Source organism: Xanthobacter albus, assembly GCF_043194895.2.
GTDB lineage: Bacteria > Pseudomonadota > Alphaproteobacteria > Rhizobiales > Xanthobacteraceae > Xanthobacter.
Map to the genome: position 1 here is coordinate 4,095,192 of NZ_CM195532.1, position 25,132 is coordinate 4,120,323.

At 72.9% G+C, this 25,132-nt stretch carries 21 protein-coding genes and 2 riboswitches; of the genes, 12 read left to right on the plus strand and 9 right to left on the minus strand.

All coding sequences use genetic code 11. From position 1 onward, the window contains the following. Window positions 1-180 precede the first annotated feature (180 nt). The 4 genes from V5F75_RS18325 to cobO form a co-directional block, all read right to left on the minus strand. Complete coding sequence (locus tag V5F75_RS18325) at window positions 181-3,279, minus strand: glycosyltransferase (protein WP_394035362.1); 3,099 nt, start codon at window positions 3,277-3,279, stop codon at window positions 181-183. A 543-nt stretch (window positions 3,280-3,822) separates the two neighbouring features. Continuing rightward, window positions 3,823-5,268 carry a cobyric acid synthase gene (locus V5F75_RS18330; RefSeq protein WP_394035364.1) on the minus strand — a complete coding sequence of 482 codons (1,446 nt, stop codon included), beginning with the start codon at window positions 5,266-5,268 and terminating at the stop codon, window positions 3,823-3,825. 4 nt (window positions 5,269-5,272) lie between these two features. Next, window positions 5,273-6,160 carry a DUF1289 domain-containing protein gene (locus V5F75_RS18335; protein ID WP_394035366.1) on the minus strand — a complete coding sequence of 296 codons (888 nt, stop codon included), beginning with the start codon at window positions 6,158-6,160 and terminating at the stop codon, window positions 5,273-5,275. Next, window positions 6,160-6,768 carry a cob(I)yrinic acid a,c-diamide adenosyltransferase gene (cobO, locus tag V5F75_RS18340; protein WP_394035368.1) on the minus strand — a complete coding sequence of 203 codons (609 nt, stop codon included), beginning with the start codon at window positions 6,766-6,768 and terminating at the stop codon, window positions 6,160-6,162. Before cobO ends, V5F75_RS18335 begins: the two co-directional genes overlap by 1 nt. 37 nt (window positions 6,769-6,805) lie before the next feature. After that, window positions 6,806-7,031, plus strand: a riboswitch (cobalamin riboswitch). 93 nt (window positions 7,032-7,124) lie between these two features. Between cobO and cobW the strand changes: the two genes are divergently transcribed. Genes cobW through cobJ form a run of 6 tightly spaced genes read left to right on the plus strand, consistent with a single transcriptional unit; the run spans window position 7,125 to window position 14,845 of the window. After that, window positions 7,125-8,180, plus strand: a complete 1,056-nt coding sequence (gene cobW, locus V5F75_RS18345; RefSeq protein ID WP_394035370.1) for a cobalamin biosynthesis protein CobW — start codon at window positions 7,125-7,127, stop codon at window positions 8,178-8,180. A gap of 3 nt (window positions 8,181-8,183) precedes the next feature. After that, entirely contained in the window at window positions 8,184-11,486 is a 3,303-nt protein-coding gene (cobN, locus tag V5F75_RS18350) for a cobaltochelatase subunit CobN (protein WP_394035372.1), read from the plus strand. After that, complete coding sequence (gene cobG, locus V5F75_RS18355; RefSeq protein WP_394035374.1) at window positions 11,483-12,667, plus strand: precorrin-3B synthase; 1,185 nt, start codon at window positions 11,483-11,485, stop codon at window positions 12,665-12,667. The genes cobN and cobG overlap by 4 nt, the downstream gene beginning before the upstream one ends. Before the next feature lie 3 nt (window positions 12,668-12,670). Next, window positions 12,671-13,300, plus strand: a complete 630-nt coding sequence (locus tag V5F75_RS18360; RefSeq protein ID WP_394035376.1) for a precorrin-8X methylmutase — start codon at window positions 12,671-12,673, stop codon at window positions 13,298-13,300. Continuing rightward, entirely contained in the window at window positions 13,297-14,025 is a 729-nt protein-coding gene (locus V5F75_RS18365; RefSeq protein WP_394035378.1) for a precorrin-2 C(20)-methyltransferase, read from the plus strand. The genes V5F75_RS18360 and V5F75_RS18365 overlap by 4 nt, the downstream gene beginning before the upstream one ends. 28 nt (window positions 14,026-14,053) lie before the next feature. Beyond that, window positions 14,054-14,845, plus strand: a complete 792-nt coding sequence (gene cobJ / locus V5F75_RS18370; protein ID WP_394035380.1) for a precorrin-3B C(17)-methyltransferase — start codon at window positions 14,054-14,056, stop codon at window positions 14,843-14,845. Here cobJ and V5F75_RS18375 read toward each other — a convergent pair. After that, entirely contained in the window at window positions 14,818-15,573 is a 756-nt protein-coding gene (locus V5F75_RS18375) for a cobalt-precorrin-6A reductase (RefSeq protein ID WP_394035382.1), read from the minus strand. The two genes, cobJ and V5F75_RS18375, sit on opposite strands and share 28 nt — an antisense overlap. Here V5F75_RS18375 and cbiE point away from each other — a divergent pair. Genes cbiE through cobF form a run of 5 tightly spaced genes read left to right on the plus strand, consistent with a single transcriptional unit; the run spans window position 15,572 to window position 20,373 of the window. Continuing rightward, a complete protein-coding gene (gene cbiE / locus V5F75_RS18380; RefSeq protein WP_394035384.1) occupies window positions 15,572-16,771 on the plus strand; it encodes a precorrin-6y C5,15-methyltransferase (decarboxylating) subunit CbiE in 1,200 nt (399 codons plus the stop codon). The two genes, V5F75_RS18375 and cbiE, sit on opposite strands and share 2 nt — an antisense overlap. Before the next feature lie 13 nt (window positions 16,772-16,784). Beyond that, complete coding sequence (gene cobM, locus V5F75_RS18385; RefSeq protein ID WP_394035386.1) at window positions 16,785-17,579, plus strand: precorrin-4 C(11)-methyltransferase; 795 nt, start codon at window positions 16,785-16,787, stop codon at window positions 17,577-17,579. 16 nt (window positions 17,580-17,595) lie between these two features. Continuing rightward, a complete protein-coding gene (locus tag V5F75_RS18390; protein ID WP_394035519.1) occupies window positions 17,596-18,915 on the plus strand; it encodes a cobyrinic acid a,c-diamide synthase CobB in 1,320 nt (439 codons plus the stop codon). Then, entirely contained in the window at window positions 18,912-19,646 is a 735-nt protein-coding gene (cobA, locus tag V5F75_RS18395) for a uroporphyrinogen-III C-methyltransferase (RefSeq protein ID WP_394035388.1), read from the plus strand. The genes V5F75_RS18390 and cobA overlap by 4 nt, the downstream gene beginning before the upstream one ends. After that, the gene (gene cobF, locus V5F75_RS18400) at window positions 19,639-20,373 is read left to right on the plus strand and encodes a precorrin-6A synthase (deacetylating) (RefSeq protein WP_394035390.1); all 735 of its coding nucleotides are present in this window, start codon (window positions 19,639-19,641) and stop codon (window positions 20,371-20,373) included. Before cobA ends, cobF begins: the two co-directional genes overlap by 8 nt. Before the next feature lie 30 nt (window positions 20,374-20,403). On the opposite strand, the gene V5F75_RS18405 is transcribed toward cobF, so the two are convergent. From V5F75_RS18405 to V5F75_RS18415, 3 genes are all read right to left on the minus strand, one after another. Beyond that, window positions 20,404-21,039 carry a hypothetical protein gene (locus V5F75_RS18405; RefSeq protein ID WP_394035392.1) on the minus strand — a complete coding sequence of 212 codons (636 nt, stop codon included), beginning with the start codon at window positions 21,037-21,039 and terminating at the stop codon, window positions 20,404-20,406. A 243-nt stretch (window positions 21,040-21,282) separates the two neighbouring features. Beyond that, window positions 21,283-22,035 carry a CbtA family protein gene (locus V5F75_RS18410; RefSeq protein WP_394035394.1) on the minus strand — a complete coding sequence of 251 codons (753 nt, stop codon included), beginning with the start codon at window positions 22,033-22,035 and terminating at the stop codon, window positions 21,283-21,285. 10 nt (window positions 22,036-22,045) lie between these two features. After that, window positions 22,046-22,255 (minus strand): CbtB domain-containing protein, encoded by a 210-nt coding sequence (locus V5F75_RS18415; protein WP_394035396.1) that lies wholly within the window; start codon window positions 22,253-22,255, stop codon window positions 22,046-22,048. Window position 22,256: 1 nt separating this feature from the next. Further along, a riboswitch (adenosylcobalamin (AdoCbl) riboswitch) is annotated at window positions 22,257-22,411 on the minus strand. 66 nt (window positions 22,412-22,477) lie between these two features. Here V5F75_RS18415 and V5F75_RS18420 point away from each other — a divergent pair. Then, window positions 22,478-23,053: a histidine phosphatase family protein gene (locus V5F75_RS18420; RefSeq protein WP_394035398.1), complete on the plus strand. Its 576-nt coding sequence runs from the start codon at window positions 22,478-22,480 to the stop codon at window positions 23,051-23,053. Window positions 23,054-23,157: 104 nt separating this feature from the next. On the opposite strand, the gene V5F75_RS18425 is transcribed toward V5F75_RS18420, so the two are convergent. Beyond that, complete coding sequence (locus V5F75_RS18425; protein ID WP_394035400.1) at window positions 23,158-24,930, minus strand: methyl-accepting chemotaxis protein; 1,773 nt, start codon at window positions 24,928-24,930, stop codon at window positions 23,158-23,160. Window positions 24,931-25,132: the final 202 nt, after the last annotated feature.

A 25,132-nucleotide genomic window follows, 5' to 3' on the forward strand; every position in this document is an offset into this window, starting at 1 on the left:
GAAAATCGAATCCGGGATGCCGGTTTTCATGAAACGCCCGGCGGGCGCATCAGGCGGGAGCGGCCTATTCTTCGGCATCCTGGCACAGCCATGCTCGGCCATGCCCCCGGCATCGGGAGAACGCCCCGAGGGATGATCGCCCCCCCGCGGAAATGGAGGAAGCCCCTCAGCGGCTCGCCCTCAATGCGGGCCGCCGGCCCCTTCACGCTTCTCGTCGAGGGCGGAAAGCAGGGATTCGCTCAAAGCGTGAAGCGAGAAATGCGCCTCCGCGTAGCGTACCTGACGTCGAGACTGCTCCAGCCACGCCGCGTCATCGCCCATGAGATGGAGGATGCCGGCGGCGAGACGCTGCGGATCGTCGTCGATGGGGCAGATGTCGCCGAGACCCTGAAGACCCTCCGCGCCGATGGACGTCGTCACCAGCGGCAAGCCGACGCTCATCGCCTCCACGGTCTTGCTCTTGATGCCGCTGCCGAAGCGCAGGGGGATGATGGCCACCCGCGCATCGAGATAGTGGCGGTGGAGCTGCTCCGCGCTCACCCAGCCGGTGACCTCCACGTGCCGTCCGGCCAGCGCCCGAACCTCGGCGGAAGGGTGCGAGCCGACGAGCTGCAGGTGGACGTGAGGCATCTTCGCCCACACCAGGGGCATCACCCCCTGGACGAGGAACTTCGCGGCATCGATGTTCGGCGGATGCGCGAACCCCGCGACGAACAGCACGGTGCTGCCTTCCGGCGGCGCTTCCCTCTCCTCGAACGCCTCGAAGAAATAGGGCACGATCGTTCGCGCGCGAATGCTCGGCGATTCGGCGGCGACCACATCCGTCTCGAGCACGGACGGGTAGATCACGTTGTCGAAGCGCCGCCAGAGGTTCCGTTCGCGCGCCTCCATCTGCTTCGAATCCTCGAGCAGCGCGGCGTCTTCCGTCACCTCCGCCTGCCGCCGCATGCGCAGGAAGTGCAGGTCGTGCCCGTAATAGCTGAGACGCGCGAGCGTGTGGCTGACGAGAGGGCCGATGACATCCATGGCCACGTTCGGCCGGCTGACGAGGACATGATCCAGCGCGTGGCCGTTGAGCGCGATCCAGTTCTCGAAACTGCCGCTCCAGCGGCTGTCGATGACCTCGATGCCCAGATCCTGCAGCGGCGGCGTATAGTCCGGGGAATACACGCGGTTCTGCGGCCAGAACTTCACCACCCAGCCTTCCGAGCACAGGGCCTGCAGGAAGGCCATGATGGTGCGCGAGCCGGCATCCTTGTCCGGCTCGGGCACGTAATGGTCCACCACCAGGATGACCGGCCGGTGCCGCGCCCGGTCCCGCGCCCGCAGAACATCCTTGGGATCGGCCATGTGATCGCGCTGGAGAACCGCCTTCCACCTCTCGCGGAGCCGCTCGGTGTTGGCGACCTGATAGGCCTTGATGCCGCTGCCCACATCGGTGCCGTGGCTCTTGCCCTCGAAATGGACCACGACGGAGCGCGGCTCGTAGACGACCCTGAGCCCGGCCTCGCGGATGCGGAAGGCGAGATCGGAATCCTCGCAATAGGCCGGCACATAGGCCTCATCGAACCCGCCCAGCGCCTCGAACAGCGGCGCGCGCACCATGATCGCCGCGCCGGAGATGTAATCCGCCTCGCGGCGATAATTGTATTCCGGCCTGGACGGGTCGCCGCCACGCCCGTAGTTCCACGCGGAGCCATCGGACCAGATGATGCCGCCGGCCTCCTGCAGCGAGCCATCCGGATAGATCAGCTTGGAGCCGGCCATGCCGACCGTCGCGTCGCCTTCCAGGACATCGACGAGCGCATCGATGGCGCCGGGCTGCAGCTGCGTGTCGTTGTTCAGGAAAAACAGATATTTGCCCCGGCTTTCCCGAGCCGCCGCGTTGCAGGTGAGCAGGAACCCCTGGTTAGCCGGATTGCGGATGACGCGCACGCCCTCGAACGCCCCCTGCAGGCGGGCGGCATCGTCTCCGGGATAGGCATCGTCCATGACGATGACCTCGAACGGTGCAGCGGGCGGATGGGCGGCGAGCGAGGCGACGCAGCCGATGGTGTAGTCCACCTGGCCGTAAGTGGGAATGATGATGGACACCACCGGCTCGGCGGCGCCCTGCAGGCGCAGGGGCAGGCGCGGCACCACAGCCAGCGGCGGCGCCTTCTGGCCGGGAACGTCCGGATGCGGCGCCGGCCAGTGCTCCAGGCGTCCGCAGGCGAGATCCCACTCGCGCTGGTAGCGGGCCGACCGGCGCTTGTCCAGCGAACGGCGGAGGCTGTCGCGGCTACGCTTCGGCAGCGCCGGACGGAACAGGAGAACGAAGCGCAGGGCGGTGCGCTGCACCCCGCGCCACAGCGGGCGCCAGGGGTGGGAATTGGCGGACCACAGCTCCTTGACGAACCGGTCGCCCACCGCTGTCATGCCCGCGATGCGCTGCTCCGCACGGGAGAGCGCATCCTCGTAATGGGAGGTCGTGCGCGCGATGCGCTGCTCCGCCTGGGCGAGGGCGTCGTCCTCGGAGAATGCGCCGCTCGGCGCATCGGTGCGGGCCGAGGGCGCGCCGGCGGCCCCGCGCCCCTTCGCCCAAGAGCGGATCGCGCCGGCGAGGCGGTCCTTGCCGGCGGAGCCGGAACGATCGAAATGGGCGAGGATGCGCTCCAGCGCCTCGGGCCGAAGGGGCCACGGCGCGGAAGCCAGGGCCCGCCACGGCAGCGGCGGCCACGTGAGAGCGCGCCCCAGCGCATCATGAAGCTTGCGGCCCGAAATGGCATTCGCGGCGGCGGCAGCCGGAAGCCCGACCTCCTCCGCGAACTGCCGCAGCTCCGGTGAAGGGTCGGAAGCCGTCTCGCCCCAGAAGGCGAAGGGCACCCCATAGGCCGCGGCGACGACCGCCGCCGGCAGGCAGCCACAAAGCACGAAGGCGGCGGACGAAAGGGAATCGATGAAGGCCTCGATGCCCCCCGCCCCGCCGGAGACATCCGCCCGCAGGACCAGATCGGCCCCCGAGAGGGCACACAGCTGCGGATCGGTGCGCCCGTCGCCCGGGCGCGGCACGCACAGGATACGCCCGGCATAGCGCGCATCGGCGACGGGCCGGTAGAGCGCCGGCAGGAGCAGGCCCGCCTCCCCCGCCGAGAACCGGCCCTCGCCCTCCGGGAGAGAACGGTGGGAAAACAGCTTTTCCAGCAGATAAGCCTCAAGAACGCCGCCGGTACGCCCGGCTCCCGCGCCATCGCGCCTGGAAACGGTTGCCTCGCCGCAAGTGTCGCTGTTTTTGCTCAATGCAAAATCCGCCTGCTGGGACCGTGGACCTCGCGGAGCTGTCATGGATGCAGCAGCCAGCAGTTCGCGCAGAACGTGTTCATGAAAGTCTCGCCACTTTCGCTACTCCGCCCTTACCACACGTTCCACCCCGCTGTCAGCGACAAAGACACAGGTCCGGGACTCCGAATCAAGGAGGAGGTCTGCCGCGTCGATGACGAAGGTAAGATGACGAGCACCGCTCTGGACATAATCGACCCGCGCCATGAAAGATGGGCTATTGGGACTTCGACGCAATCGATTGTCCGCGGGAGGTCCACGGGGTTTCGTTGACGGGCGCGAGGGCGAATATTTCCCGCCGGGATGGGGCTATTCGCACTGCACAATACATGGACCGCCCTCGATATGACCTTTTTGCCTCGGCTCATCTTGAGGTCGGGGCGGGCCGATGCGGGCGCGAAGGCAAGAGGCGCTCCGGCTTTTCCGAGAATTGGCCGGCGCGATCCCCAGAAAACACGAGCGGGAGGCCGGAAATCCGCAAGGAGGCCGCCGGCCAAAACCGGCCTATCGCGCGGTGGCGAGCAGCCCCTCCACGTCCAGGTGGGCCTCCAGATGCACGGCCAGGGCGTCCAGGGTCGCCTCCACGCCCGTGCCGTAGCGCACGGACGCGGCGGCGCCGAGATCGGCCAGCACGGCGGCGCGAAACGCGTCGTCGCGGAACATGCCATGAAGGTAACTGCCAACCACCCGCCCATCGGCGCTGACGGCGCCCTCCGCTGCGGCGCCGACATAAGCGAAGGGGCGCGCGCAATCGGGCCCCTGCGTGCGGCCGATGTGGATCTCATAGCCGTGGAACGCCCGGCCCGAAGCCGCATGGACGGCCTCCACCTCGATGAGGCGCTTGTCCGGCGTCATCACGGTCTCGACCTCCAGCAGGCCGAGGCCAGGGTCGCTGCCAGCCCGGCCCTCGATTCCCTCCGGATCGGCGATGGTGCGGCCAAGCATCTGGTAGCCGCCGCAAATGCCCAGCACGCGGCCGCCCCGACGGCGGTGGGCGGCAAGGTCCACATCCCACCCCTGCGCCCGCAGGAAGACGAGATCGCCGCGGGTGGACTTGGTGCCGGGCACGATCACGAGGTCCGCATCGCCGGGAATGGCCCGGCCGGGGCCCAGCATGGTGAGGCGCAGGCCCGGCTCCTGCGCCAGCGGGTCGAGATCGTCGAAATTGGCGATGCGCGAGAGCACGAGGCACACCACGTGCGGCCCGCCCGCCCGCCGCGGGGCGCCGATATCCAGCGCGTCCTCCGCCGGCAGCCTCCAGGCATCGGGAAACCAGGGGCAGACCCCGAAGCCGCGCCAGCCGGTCGCGGCCGCGATCAGGGCGTAGCCGTCGTCGAACAGGCGCGGGTCGCCACGGAACTTGTTGACGAGAAAGCCGGCCACCAGGGCCGCATCCTCCGGGTCGATCACCGCCCTGGTGCCGACGATCTGGGCGATCACGCCGCCGCGGTCGATGTCGCCCGCCAGGATGACCGGCACATCGGCCGCCCGCGCGAAGCCCATGTTGGCGATATCCCCCTTGCGCAGGTTCACCTCCGCCGGGCTGCCCGCGCCCTCCACGATGACGAGGTCATGGGCGGTGGAAAGGCGGCGGAAGCTCTCCACCACGGTGCCCAGGAGCTGCGGCTTGAGCTTGAAATACGCCCCCGCCCGCGCGGTGGCGAGGCGCCGCCCCTGCACGATGACCTGCGCGCCCACGTCGCTCTCGGGCTTGAGCAGCACCGGGTTCATGTCGGTGTGGGGGGAAAGGCCGCAGGCCAGCGCCTGCAGCGCCTGGGCACGGCCGATCTCGCCGCCGTCGGCGGTCACCGCCGCGTTGTTCGACATGTTCTGCGGCTTGAAAGGCGCGACGGAGAGCCCGCGCCGCCGCGCCGCCCGGCACAGGCCGGCCACGAGAAGGGACTTGCCGACATTGCTGCCGGTGCCCTGGAGCATGATCGCGCGCGCCATGGGATCAGGCCGGGTAGAACAGGAGGGAGAGGATGTAGCCCTTCGGCAGCGCCAGCCCCGGCGGGGCGTCGAGGCCATGGGCCAGCACCTCCGGCAGGAGGTGGGTGTGGGGCCCCTCCGGCGATCGCCCCTCGGGCGGGGGAATGGGGGCATCCACCTCCGCCCGAAGACAGGGCGCTTCCACCACCCGCACCGGGCTCTCCGCCAGCACGGCGCCGCCGATGCGCGCGAGGCATTCGGGCCAGGGCGCGCCGCAATGGTCGGCGACGCGCGAGGCGAGCCCGGCGGAGCAGCGGATGGAGAAGCGCGCCGCCCGGCGCCCGAGGCCGAGGTCGAAGCGCATCCCCCCGCCATCGCGGGCGAGCAGCGCCTCCGTGTCCGGGCCGAGGGCGGTGAGCGCGCGCGGGCCTTCGGGGCCCACCCGTCCCGCCGGCACCGCCAGGGCGATGAGCGGCGCGGCACCGGCCCGCGTCATCTCGAACGCGGCCAGATGCGGGGGCGCCTCAAGGCGGAGCGCCGCGCGGGCCGTGCGCAGGGTCAGCGTCGCACCCGCGCGCCGCGCCTCGAACGCCTCCCCCGGCGCGCGCAGCACCTCCGCCACGGCGCCGTGCACACCCGCGACGAAGGTGCCCTGCGCCTCGGTGAAGCGGCGCTCCACCTCGTCCAGCAGCGCCTCCCCCCGCCAGGGGAGCCGCCGCACCGCGAGGCCGAGCGCGGCGGCGCGTGCCGGCAGCGCGCGCCAGACGCGGTCGCGGGTCGCCTCGTCGGCGGAGCCCCAGATGGCGATCTCATCGCGGGTGCGGGCGCAGCCGGTGCACAGGCCGCGCGCCTCGTCCATGGCGCAGGCGCCGATGCAGGGGCTGGCCGGGCGCACCTTCTCCACGGCATTCATCAGAACTCGATCCCCGCCTGGGCCTTCACGCCGTCGCGGAAGGGATGCTTCACGAGCGTCATCTCTGTCACGAGATCGGCGGCCGCGACCAGCTCCGGCCGCGCGTTGCGGCCGGTGAGGCAGACGTGGGTCATGGGCGGCTTCCGCGTGAGGAGAAAATCCACCACCTCGGCAATGTCGAGATAGTCGTAACGCAGGGCGATGTTGATCTCGTCCAGAAGCACGAAGCGGATTTCAGGGTCAAGGATCTGCTCCTGGGCGATGCGCCATCCGTTGCGGGCGGCGGCCACGTCGCGCTCGCGGTCCTGGGTCTCCCAGGTAAAGCCCTCTCCCGAGACGAAGAAGCGGCACTCCTGCGCGAACCGCTCGCGCAGCAGGGTCTTCTCGCCGGTATCCCGGTCGCCCTTGATGAACTGCACCACCGCGCAGGGCATGCCGTGGGCGATGCAGCGCAGGACCATGCCGAAGCCGGAGGAGGACTTGCCCTTGCCCGCCCCCGTGTGGACGATGACGAGCCCCTTCTCCTGCGTCTTCGTCTTCATCAACTCGTCCCGCGCCGCCTTGACGACCTTCATCTTGGCGTTGTGGCGGGCGGTCAGGTCTTCCATCTCAGTTCCTTCGCGCTTGACAGGGCGGGCCGTTCGGGCACATTCCCCCGACGCTGGTGTCTGTGTAAACAGATGAAAAGGGAATGCGCCAGGCCGCTCCGATCAGGAGCACGGCCCAAGCGCAGCCGCCCCCGCGACCGTGACCGGAGAGGTCGCCCGACGCCACTGGTTTCGCCACCGGGAAGGCAGGGCGCCCGACAGAGGGCCGAAAGGCGCCTCTGACTTCCGCAAGCCGGGAGACCTGCCAGCCCAAACCGACGAAGCCGGCGGGGTGCACCGGTGTCGGGAGGGCTGCGCGCGCACCCGCCCGCCATGAGAATCCCCCTGTGCCATCACCATGTGGGACCAAGGGCGCCATGGCCAACCTCGAAAAGCTACCCGTCACCGTCATCACGGGCTTTCTCGGCTCGGGCAAGACCACGCTCATCTCCCACCTGATGCGCAACGCGGGGGGGCGGCGCCTCGCGGTGGTGGTCAACGAGTTCGGCGACGTGGGCGTGGACGGGGAGATCCTGAAGGGCTGCGCCCTGCCCGACTGCCCGGCGGAGAACATCATCGAGCTCGCCAACGGCTGCATCTGCTGCACCGTGGCCGATGACTTCATCCCCACCATCGAGGCGCTGATGGCGCTCGATCCCCGGCCCGAGCACATCCTGATCGAGACCTCCGGCCTTGCCCTGCCCAAGCCGCTCGTGAAGGCCTTCGACTGGCCGGACATCCGCTCCAGGATCACCGTGGACGGCGTCATTGCCCTCGCCGACGCGGAAGCCGTGGCGGCCGGCCGCTTCGCGCCCGACACGGCGGCCGTGGACCGCCAGCGCCAGGCGGACGCGAGCATCGACCACGAGACCCCGCTCAGCGAGGTGTTCGAGGACCAGATCGCCTGCGCCGACATCGTCCTGCTCACCAAGGCCGACCTCGCCGGCCCGGAGGGCGTGGCCAAGGCGAAGGCGATCATTCACGCAGAGGCGCCGCGCCCCCTGCCCGTCATCGAGGTGGTGGACGGCGCCGTGGACCCGCGCGTGATCCTCGGCCTCGGCGCCGCCGCCGAGGATGACCTCGACGCCCGCCCGAGCCACCATGACGACGCCTCCGACCACCACCACGACGATTTCGACAGCGTGGTCATCGACATCCCCGAGCTGGCCGACCCCGCCGAGCTGGCGGCGCGGATCACCGAGCTGGCGGCACGGCGGAACATCCTCCGGGTGAAGGGCCATGCGGCGGTGGCCGGCAAGCCCATGCGCCTCCTGGTCCAGGCGGTGGGCGCGCGGGTGCGCCACCAGTACGACCGGCCGTGGGGACCGCAGGAGCGGCGCCGGGGCCGGCTCGTGGTCATCGCCGAGCATGACGACGTGGATGCCGACGCCATCCGTGCCATCCTCGCGCCGCGGGCCGAGGCCGCCGAATAGGCCATGCACGTCGTCTTCCGCGAAAGCCACGGCCTCGACGAGACCGAGACGCCCGCCGATCTCGGCCAGAGCCCGGCCGAGCTGGTGGTGCTGTCCTTCTCCGATTCCGATCTCGGCGCCTTCGCGGCCGGCTGGCGGCGCGGCGGCGGGCGCGAGGGGGGCATGCCCTCCCTGCGGCTCGCCAACATCGCCGCGCTGCGGCACCCGCTCTCCGTGGACACCTATGTGGAGCGCACCCTTTCCGGCGCGCGGGGCATCCTCGTCCGGCTCATCGGCGGCCTGCCCTATTGGCCCTACGGCGTGAGCCAGGTCGAGGCGCTGGCGCGCGCCAGGGGCATCGCGCTCGCGGTGCTGCCGGCGGACGGACGGCCCGACGCACGGCTCGACGCCGTCTCCACCGTGCCGGGATCGACGCTGGAGCGGCTGGCGGCGCTGTGCGACGCGGGCGGCGCGGTCGCGGCCCAGGCGGCGCTGGCGCAGATGGCGCTGGCCGCCGGCCTCTATGCCCCGCCGGTGCCGGGCGCGAAGACGCTGCCGCCCTACGGCGCCTGGACGCCCGAGGACGGCGTGCGCGCGCCGGAACCGGCCATCGGCGGCGACGGCGCGCCGCTGGCGCTCGTGGTGTTCTACCGCTCCTACCTCGTGGCGGCCGACACGGCGCCTGTGGAGGCACTGTTCTCGGCCCTGCGGCAACGCGGCTTCCGTGTGCTGGGCCTGTTCGCGCCCTCGCTGAAGGCGACCGGCGCGGCGGAATGGCTCGCCCGGCAGGTGGCCACGCTCGCGCCGGCAGCCATCGTGAACGCCACCGCCTTCTCGGGCCGGCAGGAAAACAAGGGGCAGGAGGGCGGCGCCTCGCCGCTCGACGCGGCGGGCGTACCGGTGTTCCAGGTGGCGCTCGCGACCTCGACCATCGAGGCCTGGAGCGCCGCCGCGCGCGGACTCTCGCCGGCGGACCTCGCCATGCATGTGGTGCTGCCGGAGGTGGACGGGCGCATCTTCGCCGGGGTCGCCTCGTTTAAGGCGCCGGCGGAGCGCGACCCGCAGCTCGAATACGCGCGGGCGGTCCACGCCCCCCATCCCGGCCGCGTCGCCGCCATCGCCGACCGCGTGGCCGCCTGGGCGCGGCTGGCGGCGCGGCCGGCGCATGCCCGGCGCCCAGCCCTGGTGCTCTCCACCTATCCGGGCCGCGCCTGGAACATGGCCCATGCGGTGGGCCTCGATCCCCTGGCCTCGGCCGAGGCGATGCTCGCCGACCTCGCGGCTGAGGGATACGACGCGGCGCCGGGCGAGCCCCTCGCCCGCGCCCTCGCGGAAGGGCGCATTTACTGGCCGCGCGATGCCTATGAGGCGGCGCTCGGCAGCCTGCCGGAAACGCTGCGCGCGGAGCTGCACACGGCGTGGGGCGCGCCGCAGGACGACCCGGACATGACCCCCCAAGGCTTCGCCTTCTCCGCTGTCCGGCGGGGCAAGGCCATCGTCGCCCTGCAACCCGAGCGCGGCCTTCCGGTGCGGCGGGATGGCGACTATCACGACCTCTCCCGCGTGCCGCGCCACGCTTATGTCGCCTTCTACCTGTGGCTGCGCGCGGAGGCGGACGCCCTCGTCCACATCGGCGCCCACGGCACGCTGGAATGGCTGCCCGGCAAGGCGGTGGCGCTCAGCGCGGCGTGCTGGCCGGAGGCGCTGGCGGGCGCCCTGCCCGTCATCTACCCCTTCATCGTCAACGATCCCGGCGAGGCGGCGCAGGCCAAGCGCCGCATCGGCGCGGTGACGCTCGGCCATGTTCCCCCGCCGCTGCGGCCCTCCGGCGCCCCGGCCCGCCTCGCGCGGCTGGAGGCGCTGCTCGACGAATTCTCCAACGCCGACGGGCTCGACCCGAAGCGGCGCGCCCGCCTCGTCCGCGACATCCGGGACGAGGCCCAGGCCCTGGGCGTGGAGCGCGACCTGGGTATCGAAGCCGGCCTGCCCCCGCACGAGGCCGTGACACGGATCGACCGCTTCGTCTGCGACGTCAAGGAGAGCCAGTTCGGCGACGGCCTCCACGTCTTCGGCCGCGCCCCCGCGGCGCCCGGCGCCTTCGATGCGCGCGCCTCGGCGGCGGCGGAGCGGCGCGCCTTCCTCGACGCGCTCGACGGCCGGCGCATCGCGCCCGGCCCCTCCGGCTCGCCCTATCGCGGCCGGGCGGACGTGCTGCCCACGGGGCGCAACCTCTACACCACCGATCCGCGCGCGGTGCCCACCCGCGCGGCCTATGCCCAGGGCGTGCGGCTCGCCGGGGAGCTGGTGCGCCGGCACATGCAGGACGAGGGCGACTGGCCGCGCGCCCTCATCGTCGATCTGTGGGGCTCGGCCACCATGCGCACGGCGGGCGAGGAATTCGCCATGGCGCTCGCCCTCATGGGCGTGCGGCCGGTGTGGGACGCGGGATCGGAGCGGGTCGCCGGCATCGAGGTGCTGCCCGTCGCCGAGCTGGAGCGGCCGCGCGTCGACGTGACGCTGCGCATCTCCGGCCTCTTCCGCGACGTGTTCCCCACCCTCTCCGCGCTGTTCCAGCAGGCGGTGCGCGCGCTCGCCGCGCGCGAGGGCGAGCAGGAGTGGAACCCCTATGCGGGCCGGCCGGAGCCGCGCGTCTACGGCCCCGCCCCCGGCGGCTTCGGGCTCGGCATGGGCGGCGCGCTGCAGGATTATTCGGCGGACGGCCGCCGCGCGGCGGGCGAGGCCTGGCTCGCCGCCAGCGCCTTCGCCCACGACGGGGCCGAGGCCACCCGCGACGAGGCAGGCCTGCGCGCGCGCGTGGCGCGGGCCGACGCCTTCGTGCATCTCCAGGACCTGCCGGAAACCGACCTTCTCCTCGCCGAGGACTATGCGGCGCACGAGGCCGGCTTCGCCGCGGCGCGGGACCTCGCGGGCGGCGGCGGCGCGCTCTACCACCTCGACAACACCGATCCCGCCCGCCCGCGCGCCCGCGCCCTGGCGGAGGAAATCGCCCGCGTGGTGCGCGCCCGCGCCGCCCATCCCGGCTGGATCGCGGGCATGCGCCGGCACGGCTTCCGCGGTGCGGCGGAAATCGCCGCCACGCTGGAGAACATGGCCGCCTTCGCCCATCTGGCCGGGGCGGTGCCGGCCCATCTCTTCGATCTCTATTGGGACTCGACCCTGGGCGATGCCGAGGTTTGCGCCTTCCTGGAGGAGGCGAACCCGGAAGCCCATGCGGCCATGCGCGCGCGCTTCGCCGCCCTCCATGCGGCGGGGCTGTGGCGCTCACGCCGCAACTCCGTGCTCGCAGCGCTGGGAACGGTGGAATGAGCGCGCCCGACATCAAGGGCTGGTGCCCCGGTGCCCATCGCCCCATGGCGTCCGGCGACGGGCTGGTGGCGCGGGTCCGCCCGCCGCTGGGTGAGCTGACGCCGGAGCAGGCGCTTGGACTCGCGGACCTGGCGGAGGGCCACGGAAACAGCTTTCTGGAACTGACGAGCCGCGCCAACGTGCAATTGCGCGGCGTCACGGCGGCAGGCCACCCGGCAGTGCTGGAGACCCTGGCGCGCCTCGGCCTGCTGGATGCGGCCCCGGAAGCTGAGGGCCGGCGCAACATCGTGACCGATCCGTTCCGGCCGCTCGGGGCGGACGACATCCAGGCGCGCTGCGCCCGCGCGCTCGCGCATGGCCTCGCCGCGCCGGAATTCGGCGCCCTGCCCTCCAAGTTCGGCTTCGTGGTGGATGCCGGGCCGCGCCGGCGGCTCGCCGGCATCAGCGGCGACATCCGCATCGAGGCGGCGGGCGCGCGGCTCCTGGTGCGGGCGGACGGCATGGCGCGCGGACGCACGGCGGCGGATGACGGAGAGGCGGTCCGCGCGGCGCTGGATCTCGCCCGCTGGTTCCTCGCCTCGGGCGGGGTTGGGGCGGACGGGCGCGGCCGCATGCGCGGGTACCTCAAAGCCGGGGCGGCGCTTCCCCCCGCATTCGCCGGCGAGGCGCGCCCCAATCCCGAGGCGCCGACGCCGCGCCCCGGCCCCGTGGCCACGGAGCTTGGCGCCGGGCTCAACGTGGCGGTGGCCTTCGGCCAGCTCCGGGCGCCGGACCTGCGCCGCCTCGCCGGCAGCGGCGCCAGCGTGCTGCGCGTCACGCCCTACCGCATGCTCCACCTGCCGGACGTGCGCGGCATCGGCCCCGTGGGCGACGCCCCGGACCTGATCCTCGCGCCGGACGATCCTCTCCTCGCCGTCATCGCCTGCACCGGGGCGCCGGGGTGTCCGCAGGCCGGCGTGGCGACCCGCGCGCTCGCCCGCGCCCTCGCGCCCCTGGTGCCGCGCGGCGCCATGCTGCACGTCTCCGGCTGCGCCAAGGGCTGCGCCCTCCCCGGCCGCGCCGACATTACCCTGGTGGGGCGCGACGGCGCCTTCGACCTCATCACCCATGGAGCACCCTGGGACGAGCCCGCGCGCCGCGGAATCGCCCCCGAAGCGGTGCCCGAGATCATCGGCGGCTGACACATGCCCTATGACTACGAAACCGACGGCGCGGCCATCTATGCCCGCTCCTTCGCCATCATCCGGGCGGAGGCGGACCTCGCGCGCTTCACCCCCGAAGAGGAGCAGGTGGCGGTGCGCATGATCCACGCCGCCGGCATGGTGGGCCTGGAAGCGCACATCCGCTTCTCCCCCGGCGTGGTGGCCGCCGCGCGCGCCGCGCTGGAGGCCGGCGCGCCCATCCTGTGCGATGCGCGCATGGTGGGCGAGGGCATCACGCGCACCCGCCTGCCGGCGGCCAATCCGGTGATCTGCACGCTCCACGAGCCGGAGGTCCACGCCCTCGCGGCGCGCCTGCGCACCACCCGCTCGGCGGCGGCGCTGGAGCTGTGGCGGCCCCGCCTCGAAGGCGCGGTGGTCGCCATCGGCAACGCGCCCACCGCCCTCTTCCACCTGCTGGAAATGCTGGAGGACCCCGCCTGCCCGCGGCCGGCGGCCATCATTGGCTGCCCGGTGGGCTTCGTCGGCGCGCGGGAATCGAAGGAGGCGTTGTGGGCGGCCCGCCCCGCACCCTGCCTGGTGGTGGAGGGCCGCCTCGGCGGCAGCGCCATCACGGTGGCCGCCGTCAACGCCATCGCGAGCCGCGCGGAATGAGCGCCGGCACCGTCTATGGCGTGGGGCTCGGCCCCGGCGATCCCGAGCTGATGAGCGTGCGCGCCGACCGGCTGGTGCGGGGCGCGGCCCATGTGGCCTATTTCCGCAAGGCGGGCCTCGCCGGCCGGGCGCGCGGCATCGTCGAGGGCATGGTGCGCCCCGATGCGCGCGAGCATCCGATGGACTATCCCATCACCACTGAGATCCCGTTCGCCGATCCGCGCTATAACGCGCTCCTCTCGGGCTTCTATGCCGAGGCGAGCGCGCATCTGTGCGCCCTGGCGGAAGGCGGGGAGGACGTGGTGGTGCTGTGCGAGGGCGATCCCTTCTTCTACGGCTCCTTCATGCACCTGCACGCCCGCCTGAAGGCGCATGTGCCGGTCGAGGTGGTGCCGGCCATCACCGGCATGTCGGCGGCCTGGACCGCCACCGGCGCGCCCGTGACCTGGGGCGACGACGTGCTCACCGTGCTCGCGGGCACCCTGCCGGAGGCCGAGCTGGCCCGCCGCATGGCGGAGGCCGACGCGCTGGTGGTGATGAAGATCGGCCGGAACCTCGGCCGCGTGCGCCGCGCCCTCGCCGCCGCCGGCATGGCGGAACGCGCCATCCTGGTGGAATACGCCAGCATGAGCGGCGAGCGCGTGACCCCCCTCGGCGCGGTGGAAGGCGAGGCCGCGCCCTATTTCTCCATCATCGTCGTCCACGGGCGGGGGCGGCGGCCATGAACGGGCAGCGGCCCGGCGGGCAGGGATCATGAACGCAGCGCAGACCATGGGCGGACCCGCAGGCGCGGGGGGCGGCTGGCTCGTCATCGCCGGGCTCGGCCCCGGCGATGACGCCCTCGTCACCCCCGAGGTGACGGCGGCGCTCGATGCCGCGACCGACATCGTGGGCTACATCCCCTACGTGCGCCGCGTGGCGCCGCGCGCCGGGCTGCGCCTGCACGAAAGCGACAACCGCGTGGAGATCGAGCGCGCGCGCCACGCTTTGGCGCTTGCCGCCGGCGGGAGCCGCGTGGTGGTGGTCTCCTCCGGCGATCCCGGCGTGTTCGCCATGGCCTCGGCGGTGTTCGAGGCGCTGGAACAGGGCGATCCGGCCTGGCGCGCGCTCGACATCCGCGTGCTGCCGGGCGTCACCGCCATGCTGGCCGCCGCCGCCCGCATCGGCGCGCCGCTGGGGCACGATTTCTGTGCCATCAACCTCTCCGACAACCTGAAGCCCTGGAGCCTGATCGAGCGGCGCCTCCGGCTGGCGGTGGAGGGTGATTTCGCGCTGGCGCTCTACAATCCGCGCTCCAGCGCCCGGCCCGAGGGCTTCGCGCGGGTGCTCGACCTGCTGCGCGCGGCCTGCGCGCCCTCCCGGATCGTCATCTTCGCCCGCGCCGTCACCACGCCGGAGGAAGAGATCCGCGTCGTGCCCCTGGCGCAGGCGCGCCCGGAGATGGCGGACATGCGCACCGTGGTGCTGGTGGGCTCCTCCGCCACCCGGCTCATCGCGCGCGCGGGACGCCCGCTGGTCTACACGCCGAGGGCGGTGCCGGCATGAGCGACCCAGTCGAGCACCGCCTCCACGCTTTCCGCCCGGGCCTGCGCCCGCGACGGCGGGCGGTCGATCATGATGACCGGAAGCCCCAGCGCCCGCGCGGCCGCGATCTTCGCATAGGCCCCCGTGCCGCCCGAATTCTTCGAGACCACGAGGTCGATGCGGTGCGCCTCCATCAGCCTCTGGTCCGCCTCCGCGCTGAAGGGCCCGCGATCCACCACCACATGGTGGTCGGGGAAGGGGAAGGGCGCCTTGGGCGGCTCCACCAGCCGCAGCAGGTAGAAGTGCTGGGGATTGGGCGCGAATTCCTGCAGGTGCATACGGCCGACGGCGAGCATCACCCGCGCCGCGGGCCGCGCCAGCGCCGCGACGGCGGCGGGAATGTCCGCCACGCGGAGCCAGCGGTCGCCCGCCACGGCGCTCCAGGGCGCGCGGGTGAGCACCACCAGCGGCACGCCCGTCTCGGCGCAGGCCGCCGCCGCATGGGCGCTCATCTGCGCGGCGAAGGGGTGGGTGGCGTCCACCACATGGGTGATGCGGTTTTCGCGCAGATAGGCCGAGAGCCCCTCCACCCCGCCGAAGCCGCCGATCCGCTGCGGCAGCGGCTGCTCGGGCAGGCGCTCCACCCGCCCGGCGAAGGAGACGGTGCCCGAAAGTCCCGCCCCGGCCACCGCGCGTGCGAGCGCCGCCGCCTCGGTCGTTCCGGCCAGGATCAGGAGGTTGGGACGCATGGCTGAGGTTCCTTGGCTCACGATCATCGGGCTCGGCGAAAATGGACCGGAGGGGCTGCCACCCGCAAGCCGCGCCGCGCTCGACGCCGCCGAGGTGGTGATGGGCCCCCCGCGCCACCTCTCCCTGCTGCCGGACCTGAAGGCCGAGCGCATCGCCTGGCCGGTGCCCTTCAATGACGGCCTGTCCTTGCTGCGCGCCCTGCGGGGGCGGACGGTGGCGGTGCTGGCCTCCGGCGATCCCTTCTGGTTCGGCGCCGGCAGCGTCATCGCCCGCGCCTTCGCGCCCGGCGAGTGGCGCGCCCTGCCCGGCCCCTCGGCCTTCTCCCTCGCCGCCGCCCGTCTGGGCTGGCCGCTGGAGCGCACCGCCTGCCTGGGCCTCCACGCCGCGCCCCTCGCGCGGCTACGCCCCCATCTCGCGCCCGGCGCCCGCGCCCTGGTGCTGCTGCGCGACGGCGCGGCGGTGGGCGAGCTTGCCGCCTATCTGCGCGCGCAGGGCTTCGGCGCCAGCCGCCTGCACGTGATGGAGGCGCTGGGCGGCCCGCGCGAGCGGGTGAGCGAGGCCAGCGCCGATGCTCTCCCTTCCGAGGGCTTCACGCACCCGGTCTGCGTCGGCGTGGAGGTGGCGGGCGCTGGCGCCGTGGTGACACGCGCCTCGGGCATCGCCGACGACTTCTTCGACACTGACGGGCAGATCACCAAGCGCCCGGTGCGAGCGCTGACCCTCTCGGCCCTGGCGCCGCGGCCCGGCGAGCTGTTGTGGGACATCGGCTGCGGCTCGGGCTCCATTGCCATCGAGTGGCTGCTGAGCCATCCGCGGATGGAGGCGATCGGCATCGAGGTGCTGCCCGGCCGCGCCGCCCGCATCCGCGCCAACGCCGCGCGGCTGGGGATGGACCGGCTGCAGGTGGTGGAGGGCGCGGCGCCGGAGGTGCTGGAGGGCCTGCCCCCGCCCCAGGCGGTGTTCATCGGCGGCGGCCTCGACGCGGCGCTGCTGGCGGCCCTGGAAGCGCGCCTGCCACCCGGAACGCGCCTCGTCGCCAATGCGGTGACACTCGAATCCGAGGCGGCGCTGACGCTGGCCCAGGCGCGCCTGGGGGGCGAGCTGCTGCGCATCGCTTTGGCGCAGGCCGCGCCCCTGGGCGAGCGGCGCGGCTGGAAGGCCGCCTATCCGGTGGTGCAATGGCGGGCGGTGCTGTGAGGGGAGAGGCGCAATGAGCGTGCATTTCATCGGCGCCGGCCCCGGCGCGCCGGATCTTCTCACCCTGCGCGGGCGCGATCTCATCGCCGCCTGCCCGGTTTGCCTCTATGCCGGCTCGCTGGTGCCCGAGGCGGTGCTGGCCCATTGCCCGCCGGGCGCGAGGATCATCAACACCGCGCCCCTCGACCTCGATGCCATCGTGGCCGAGATGGCCCGCGCCCACGCGGCGGGGGAGGATGTGGCGCGGCTGCATTCCGGGGATCTTTCGGTGTGGTCCGCCATGGGCGAGCAGATCCGGCGGATCGAGGCGCTCGGCATTCCCTATACGGTGACGCCGGGGGTGCCCGCCTTCGCGGCGGCGGCGGCGGCGCTGGGGGCGGAGCTGACGCTGCCGGGGATCGCCCAGTCGGTGGTGCTCACGCGCACGCCCGGCCGCGCCTCCGCCATGCCGGAGGGCGAGACGCTGGCCGCCTTCGCCGCCACCGGCGCGACCCTCGCCATCCACCTCTCGATCCAGAACATCGCCCAGGTGACGGCCGATCTGGCCCCCCATTACGGGCCCGACTGCCCGGTGGCCGTGGTCTACCGGGCGAGCTGGCCGGACCAGCGGATCATCCGCGCGACCCTCGCCACCATCGAAGCCGCGCTGGGCGGCGGCATCGCCCGCACCGCGCTCATCCTGGTGGGGCCGGCGCTGGCCGCGCGGGGCTTCGCGGAAAGCCGCCTCTACGCGACCGACTACGACCGCCGCTATCGCCCCCAATCCGCCGGCAGCGCCTGGGCCGAATGGACGCCGGACGATGAGTGACGCCCACCACCAGGGCCTGCCGCCGGGCCTCCTCGTCTCCGCGCCCTCCTCGGGCACGGGCAAGACCACGGTGATGCTCGGCCTGCTGCGCGCGCTCGCGGAGGACGGGCTCGCCGTGCAGCCCTTCAAGTCGGGGCCGGACTATATCGACCCCGGCTTCCACCACGCCGCCTGCGGCCGCGCCTCCTTCAACCTCGACACCTGGGCCATGGACGGCGCGCTGTTCGGCGCCATCGCGGCGCGGGCGCGGGGGGCGGACCTGTGCCTCGCCGAGGGCTCCATGGGCCTGCACGATGCCGTCGCGACACGCGGCCTCACGGGCTTCGGGGCGAGCGCGGAGACGGCGCAGGCCATGGGCTGGCCGGTGATCCTGGTGCTGGACGTGGGCGGGCAGGCCCAGTCGGCCGCCGCCACCGCGCTCGGCTTCCGCGCCTATGCGCCGGAGGTGCCGTTCGCGGGGGTGATCCTGAACCGGGTGGCGAGCCCGCGACACGAGCGCCTCGTGCGGCTCGGCATGGCGCGCACCGGCCTCACGGTGCTGGGCGCCCTGCCCCGCCGAGGCGATCTCACGCTGCCCGAGCGGCATCTCGGCCTCATCCAGGCGGCAGAGCACCCCGATCTCGAAGCCGCCATCGCGCGCTACGCCGCCTTCCTGCGCGCCCACGCGGACCTTCCCGCCATCAGGGCCGCCGCTCGCGCAGCCACAAGGCCGGCGCCCGGTCCCCTGTCCAGTCCCCTGCCCTCCCCGCCGGCCCAGCGCATCGCCCTGGCGCGGGACACCGCCTTCTCCTTCGCCTACCCGCACCTCCTCGAGGGGTGGCGGGCGGCGGGGGCGGAAATCCTGCCCTTCTCGCCGCTCGCGGACGAGCCGCCCGATCCCACGGCGGACCTGGTGTGGCTCCCCGGCGGCTATCCCGAGCTTCACGCCGGGCGCATCGCCGCCGCCGCGCGCTTCCTGGAAGGGCTGCGCCACCACGCGCGGACCCGGCCGGTTCACGGAGAGTGCGGCGGATACATGGTGCTCGGCGCCGCGCTCATCGACAAGGAGGGCACGCGCCACGCCATGGCGGGGCTGCTCGGGCTCGTCACCAGCTATGAGGCGCGCAAGCTCCATCTCGGCTACCGCCGGGCGGAGCTGCTGGCGCCGATGCCGGGGCTCGCGGCAGGCGCCATCCTGCGCGGCCACGAATTCCACTATTCGAGCATCCTCGCGCAGCCCGACGCGCCGCTCGCCCGCGTCGCCGACGCCGACGGCGCCGCCGTGGCCGAGACCGGCTCGCGCCGCGGGCCCGTGAGCGGAACCTTCTTCCACCTGATCGCACAGGAGCGCCCGTGAGCGGCTTCGTCAGCTTCGTCGGCTCCGGCCCCGGTGACCCCGAGCTTCTCACCCTCAAGGCCGCGGACCGCCTGAAGCGGGCCGACGCGGTGCTGTTCGACGACCTTTCGGCGGGGCCCATCCTCGCCCTCGCCCGGCCCGGCGCCGATCTGGTGGGCGTGGGCAAGCGCGCCGGGCGCCCCTCCCCCCGCCAGGATCACGTGAGCCGGCTGCTGGTGGATTATGCGCGCGCCGGCGGGCGGGTGGTGCGCCTGAAATCCGGCGACGGCGGGCTGTTCGGCCGCCTGGAGGAGGAACTGCTGGCGGTGCGGGCGGCGGGCATCACCCACGAGATCGTGCCCGGCGTGCCCTCGCCCTGCGCGGCGGCCGCCGCCTGCGGCATTCCGCTGACGCGGCGCCTCACCGCGCGGCGCGTGCAGTTCGTGACCGGGCACGATGCGGACGGCGGGCTGCCGGAGGATATCGACCTCGCGGCGCTGGCCGATCCCAGGGCCTGCACGGTGGTGTTCATGGGCCAGCGCACCTTCCCGGCCCTCGCGGCGGCGCTGCTGGCGCGCGGCCTGCCGGGCGACACGCCTGCCCTTCTGGCGGAGGCGGTGGGCACGCCGGAGCAGGCGCTCCAGCGCCTCACGGTGGCCATCCTGGCGAAGCGCCTCGCCGGCGCGGTGAGCCCCAGGCCCGCGCTCATCGTCTACGGCCCGCTCGCGGAACTGGGAGTGGGCTTTGACTGAGCTCTGGCTGATCGGCATCGGCACCGGCAATCCGGACCACGTGACACGCGAGGCTCAGAGGGCCCTGCGCGCGGCCGCCCTAGTACTCGTGCCCCGCAAGGGACCGGACAAGGCCGACCTCGCGGACCTGCGCCGCGCCATCCTCGCCGACTGCGGCAGCACGGCGCCGGTTGCGGAATTCGACATGCCCGTCCGCGACGAGAGCCTGCCCTATCTGGAGCGCGTGCGGCGCTGGCACGACGAGATCGCCGCCATCTGGGGGCGGGCCATCGCGCAGGCGCGTCCGGACGGCCCCGTGGCGCTGATGGTGTGGGGCGATCCGGGGCTCTACGACAGCACCCTGCGCATCGCATCGCGGCTCGATCCGCGCCCGCGCATCAAGGTGGTCCCCGGCATCTCGGCGCTGCAGGCGCTCACCGCCGCCCACGCCATCCCGTTCAACACCGTGAACGGCCCCGTCACCGTGACCACCGGCCGACGCCTGCGCGACCACGGCTGGCCCGAGGGCGCGGACACCCTCGTGGTGATGCTGGACGGCGAATGCAGCTTCCAGGGGCTGGAGCCGGAGGGCCTCCACATCTGGTGGGGCGCGTTCCTCGGCATGCCCGAGCAGGTGCTGGAGGCGGGCCCGCTGGCGCAGGCGGCCCCCCGCATCGTCGCCACCCGCGCCGCCGCCCGCGCGCGGCACGGCTGGATCATGGATACCTATCTGCTGCGGCGCGGCTGAGCGCCCCGGCGGCGGCGGAGCAGCGGCATTTCAGCGGGCGCGCGGCCGGCGGAACAGCGCCGCCCCGGCAGCGCCCAGCATCGCCGCCACCGCGCCGGCCGCGAGCAGGCTCGGCGGATGGCGGGCGATGTCCCGCCATTCCGGAATGATGACCTGGGCCGTGTTGAAGCTCTCGCTGCTGTATTGGCAGATGACGTTGAAGGCGGCGTGGCGCGCCAGCTCCTGCGTCATCTCCTGGTCGAGCTGCAGGGCCGCATCCTGCCGGCCCGGCATGTCCCGCATGTGCACGAGCACCGCGCGCAGCGCCGAAAGATAGGCGTGCATGCAGGCGTTGAAGGGGCTGTCCTCGTCGCTCACGCTGCCGGGCATGAGGCCCCAGAGGCAATAAGTGCGCTGGAGCGCGGCGAAGTTCGCGAGCCGCCGGAAGGTGGGGTCGGTACGCGTCTGGTTCTGCGCCACGGCGCGGATGGCCGGCGCGAAGCCCGCGATGACAGCCATCTCGCCATGGGTGACGCCGGCGATCTCAAGGCCGCTGCGGTCGCCCGGCGCGGTCCCCCGGTGCGCGAGGGCCTGAAGCGGCGCCAGCAGCGCCACGACGAGCACCGCCAGCCGCCGGGCACATGCGCCAGCGCGCCTGCCGCCCGCATCGGCTCCGCTCTTCTTCATAACAGGGGACGTCCAATCTCGGGTGAAGGACGAGGCTTATCGGGTCCGCAACAGAGGACACCATCCGCTCACGGCGATCGCGCAGGCCGTGAGCCGATGGTACGCAGGCGGAGCTTCAGCCTCCCCCGACCGGGAACGCGCTGGAGAATTTCCGGCGAAAACCGATCCGCCGGAAATGCTCTAACTTATTGGCTTGACGCAATTCCGGACGCAAAACCGCGGCGCACTTTCGCTGGAATTGCTCTAGCGCGCGCCAGCCACGGAGGTGAGCCGCGCGGAGCCGGGGCGGGCGTTGGCGAGGTAGCGTTCCGCCACGTATCCGAACAGCAGGCCCAGCGTGGTCCAGATGATCGCCTGGATGCCCAGGGAGGCGAGGCGGAACTGCCACAGCAGCGTGGCCGGGAACTGCTCGGGCACCTCGTTGACCGAAGGCAGCGCGGCCTGCAGCAGCACCACGAGCAGCCCATAGGCCGCGACCCCGGCGAGCACGGCGTTCCAGGTGCCGAGCCCGGCATGCAGCCGGCGGCCGAGCGCCACAGAAGCGGATGCGGCGACCAGCGAGGCCACCAGCATGGCGAAGTAGAGCTGGGTCCTGAGGCCGATGGTTTCGGGATCGCCCACCGCCGGCGGATTGGGCGGATACTTCAGCCCCGGCACCAGCACGAGCGCGACGAAGCCGCCCAGCGCCAGAAGGCCCGCGGTCGCCCGCGGCGAAAGGTGCGTCAGGCGGCCCTGGGAGAAGGCGAAGACCAGGGCGAACAGGCCGCCCAGGGCGGCGCCGAAGGTGACGACGCCGGTGAACAGGCCAAGGCCCGCCTGCATCTCGCGGCTCACGAGCTCCGGCTCGGGCGCTTCGCCCTTGGCAAGGCCCGCGGCTTCCTCCAGGGCGATGGCGTGCGCCACCGGGGGCTCCCCGAAAACCCGCGCGAACCCGAACGCGAGAAGGCCCGCGACCACGCCGACAAGCATGCCACGCAGCAGAAGATTTCCGACCATGACGCGCTCCTCAGTGGCAGGGAAAGCCGAGGAGATGACGCCCGTCGTGCACGAATTCGTGGACGTAGGAACCGGAAATGAGGGAGGTGGCTCCCTCCTCCGCGCCGACGAAATAGATGGCGAGCAGGAGGATGAGACCGGCGAACACCGCCCACGGCAGAATCTCGCCCACCGGAATGGGAGCGGGGTGGACGGCAGGCTTCAGGACAAGATCGGACATGGCGCACTCCGGGGATGACGCGTCCCGCTGGGTGAATATGGTCGAGCGCTGATCAGATCTGACTTTCGGGACGACAAGGGAGGTCCCGATCTACAGTGGCGCGACCGTGCCGGAATTTCACCGGCTTCCAATCCGCATTCGACAATCCAAGCTAGGCGCCGGCACGCCCGCGTGTCAACGGAATGTGGCATCGCGGTGCTGCATCATGGCATTTTGCACGCCATGCTTCGCCTCACGCTTCTCAGCCACGCCCCCACCTTGGCCATGCGCCGGGCCGCCTTCCCGGCGGACGAGCCGGTCGAATCGCAGGCCCTGGCCGGACTCGCCGGGCTGGCCGCGTGCCTGCCTCGCCACGACCGCGCGTTCATGAGCCCCGCCCTGCGCGCCCGGCAGACCGCGGATGCCCTCGGCATCGAGGCCGGCGCGGAGCCCGCCCTCGCGGAGCTGGATCACGGCCCGTGGGCCGGACGCGGTATCGCCGACATCGCGGCAACCGAGCCTGAGGCCCTCGAGGCGTTCATGCGGGACGACATCCGCCCGCCCCGTGGCGGCGAGACCCTGGCGGACCTCCGGGCGCGCCTTTCCGCATGGATGGAGAGCCAGAGCGGCGGGCGTGGGCACACGCTCGCCATCACCCATGCGGCCGTGATCCGATGCGCCGTCCTTCTCGCGCTCGATGCGCCGGCGGCTGCCTTCTGGCGGATCGATGTGGAGCCGCTGAGCCTCACCGACCTGCGCTTCGACGGGCGGCGATGGGCCGTGCGCGCGCTCAACCGGAGCCTCGCGCGGGTGGCGTAGCGGCACTTCCCGACCGCGCGGCGCCCCTTCTGCCGGATCGGCCCCGCCTCGGCCGGCACCGCAGCGCGCCCGAGCGCCGTGAGATATCGCGAGCGGCCCCGCGATCAGAGCTTGTAGGAGGTGCGGAACGCGCCCCAGTGGCGGCCGGCGACGAAGATGGGCGCATCCACCTCGCGCATCATCACCACCTCGCCGCCCATCTGCCGGGCATAGACCTGCACCAGATAGGGCTTGGTGTTGCGCGCGGCCAGGAGGCCGGCGCGATCGTCGAAGATGCGGCGGTTGCGGCTGTTGGCGTTGTTCCAGGCGGGATCGCCCGGCCGCTGGGGCCTGGAATAGCGCGCGTTGTGCACCGGCAGATAGCCGTTGATGTCCACCGCCACGCAGAAGGCCAGGCTGCGGTCCTCCTCCACCAGCGCCTCGACCACGGCGGGCAGCAGCCTTTCGAGCAGCGGGAGGGAGGCGGTCGTCACCTGCTGGGGATCGGAGCCGGGCACCGGCCGGTATTGGGTATCGAACAGCTCCGGCTGCGAGATCAGGCGGTTCCGCAGCGCCTCTTCGAGGACGAGGCGCACCTTTTCCGCCCCCGCGCTCGCACGGGCGATGGCAGGCGCCGCCTCCGCGGCGAGCGCCGCGAGGCGCGCCTTGACGCCCGCATTCTCGCAGTCGTCGAAGGCGACATGGCAGCCGAGCGTGCTGATGCCCGCCACCCGGCCGGCGAGCAGCCCCATGCCGCCCAGCTCCAGCCGCACCGGCGCGCCCACCGCCGGCGCGGGGGAAAGCGCGGCGAGCAGCACCCCGCCCTGCGACAGGTCCAGCGTCTTCGCGCCTTGGCTGGAGCCGGCGAAGCTGGCACGGCCGTGGATCTCCACCGGCCAGCGCTCAAACCGGCGGCGATCGCCCATGGCGGTCTGCCGCAGCACGCTGAGGAGATGGCGCGCCATCTCCCGCACGCCGTCAGCCACCTCGCCGGTGCTGCGCTCGATCTCGGCGCCGGTTTCGGCGGCGGCGCCGGTGGCGGCGCTGATGGAGAGAGCGCGGGAGGCCACCGTCTCGGCGAAGCGCTCCACACCCTCGGCGCTGCGATGGATCTGATCCATGGTGTCCGCCTGCCCGGCGACGGCATCGGCCACGCGGGCCGCCACCGGGCTGATCTCGGCGATGGTGGTGCCGATCCGGCCGATGGCCTGATCGCTGGCCTTTGCCGCGAGGGCGAGGCGGTCGATCTTCTGGGAGATGTCCTGCGTCGCCTTCTGGGTCTGGCCGGCCAGCGATTTCACCTCGTTCGCCACCACCGCGAAGCCGGCTCCCGCCGTGCCCGCCCGCGCCGCCTCGATGGAGGCGTTCAGCGCCAGGAGGTTGGTCTGGCGCGCGATGTCGGCGATGAGCGCGACGATGGCCTGGATCTGCGTGATGGCGCCGTGAAGCTCCTGGGTGGCGGCGCTCACGTCGCGGCTGGCGGCCTCGGCCTCCCCCGCAAGGCGGCCGGAAACCTGGGCCTGCCGGCCGATTTCCAGCGTGGTTTCCGCGAAGGCGCCGATGGCGCGGGCGAGCCCGGCGGCATTCTCCTTGGCCGATGCGGTCTCGGCCGTCATCTCCTCGGCATCGCCGCGGATGCGCGCCATGTCGCGCACGCCGGCGGCGGCGCTGGCGCGCATGTCGGCGCCGGCACGCGCCAGCCGGGCCTCCGCGCGGCGGATGTCGGCCTCCAGCAGGCCGATCAGGTCGGCATCGGCACGCAGCGCCGCCGGCTCCGCCGTCGCGGCTTCGTCGGCCGCCGGTTTGCCCTGGCCATCCCGCTGTTCGGCCGCGCCCGCTTGCGCCGATGCGACGGCGGCCTCGATCCTGGCCGTGCTCCTGCCCGGAAATCCCCACATGGCGTGCTCCCATCCCTCCGGGACGAGACCACGCGCAACGGACCTCTGCGATCCATCCGGGCTCGTCCCCGCCCGCCGGCACCTCTTGCGGGTGCCGTGGGGGCGTTGCGCCGGCTCGCGCGAGCCGGCGGCGGCCCTAGCCTATCCATCTCCCGAGATACGTTTCAAGCTCGCCTTAGGATCAAGAAAGCTCCGAAACGGC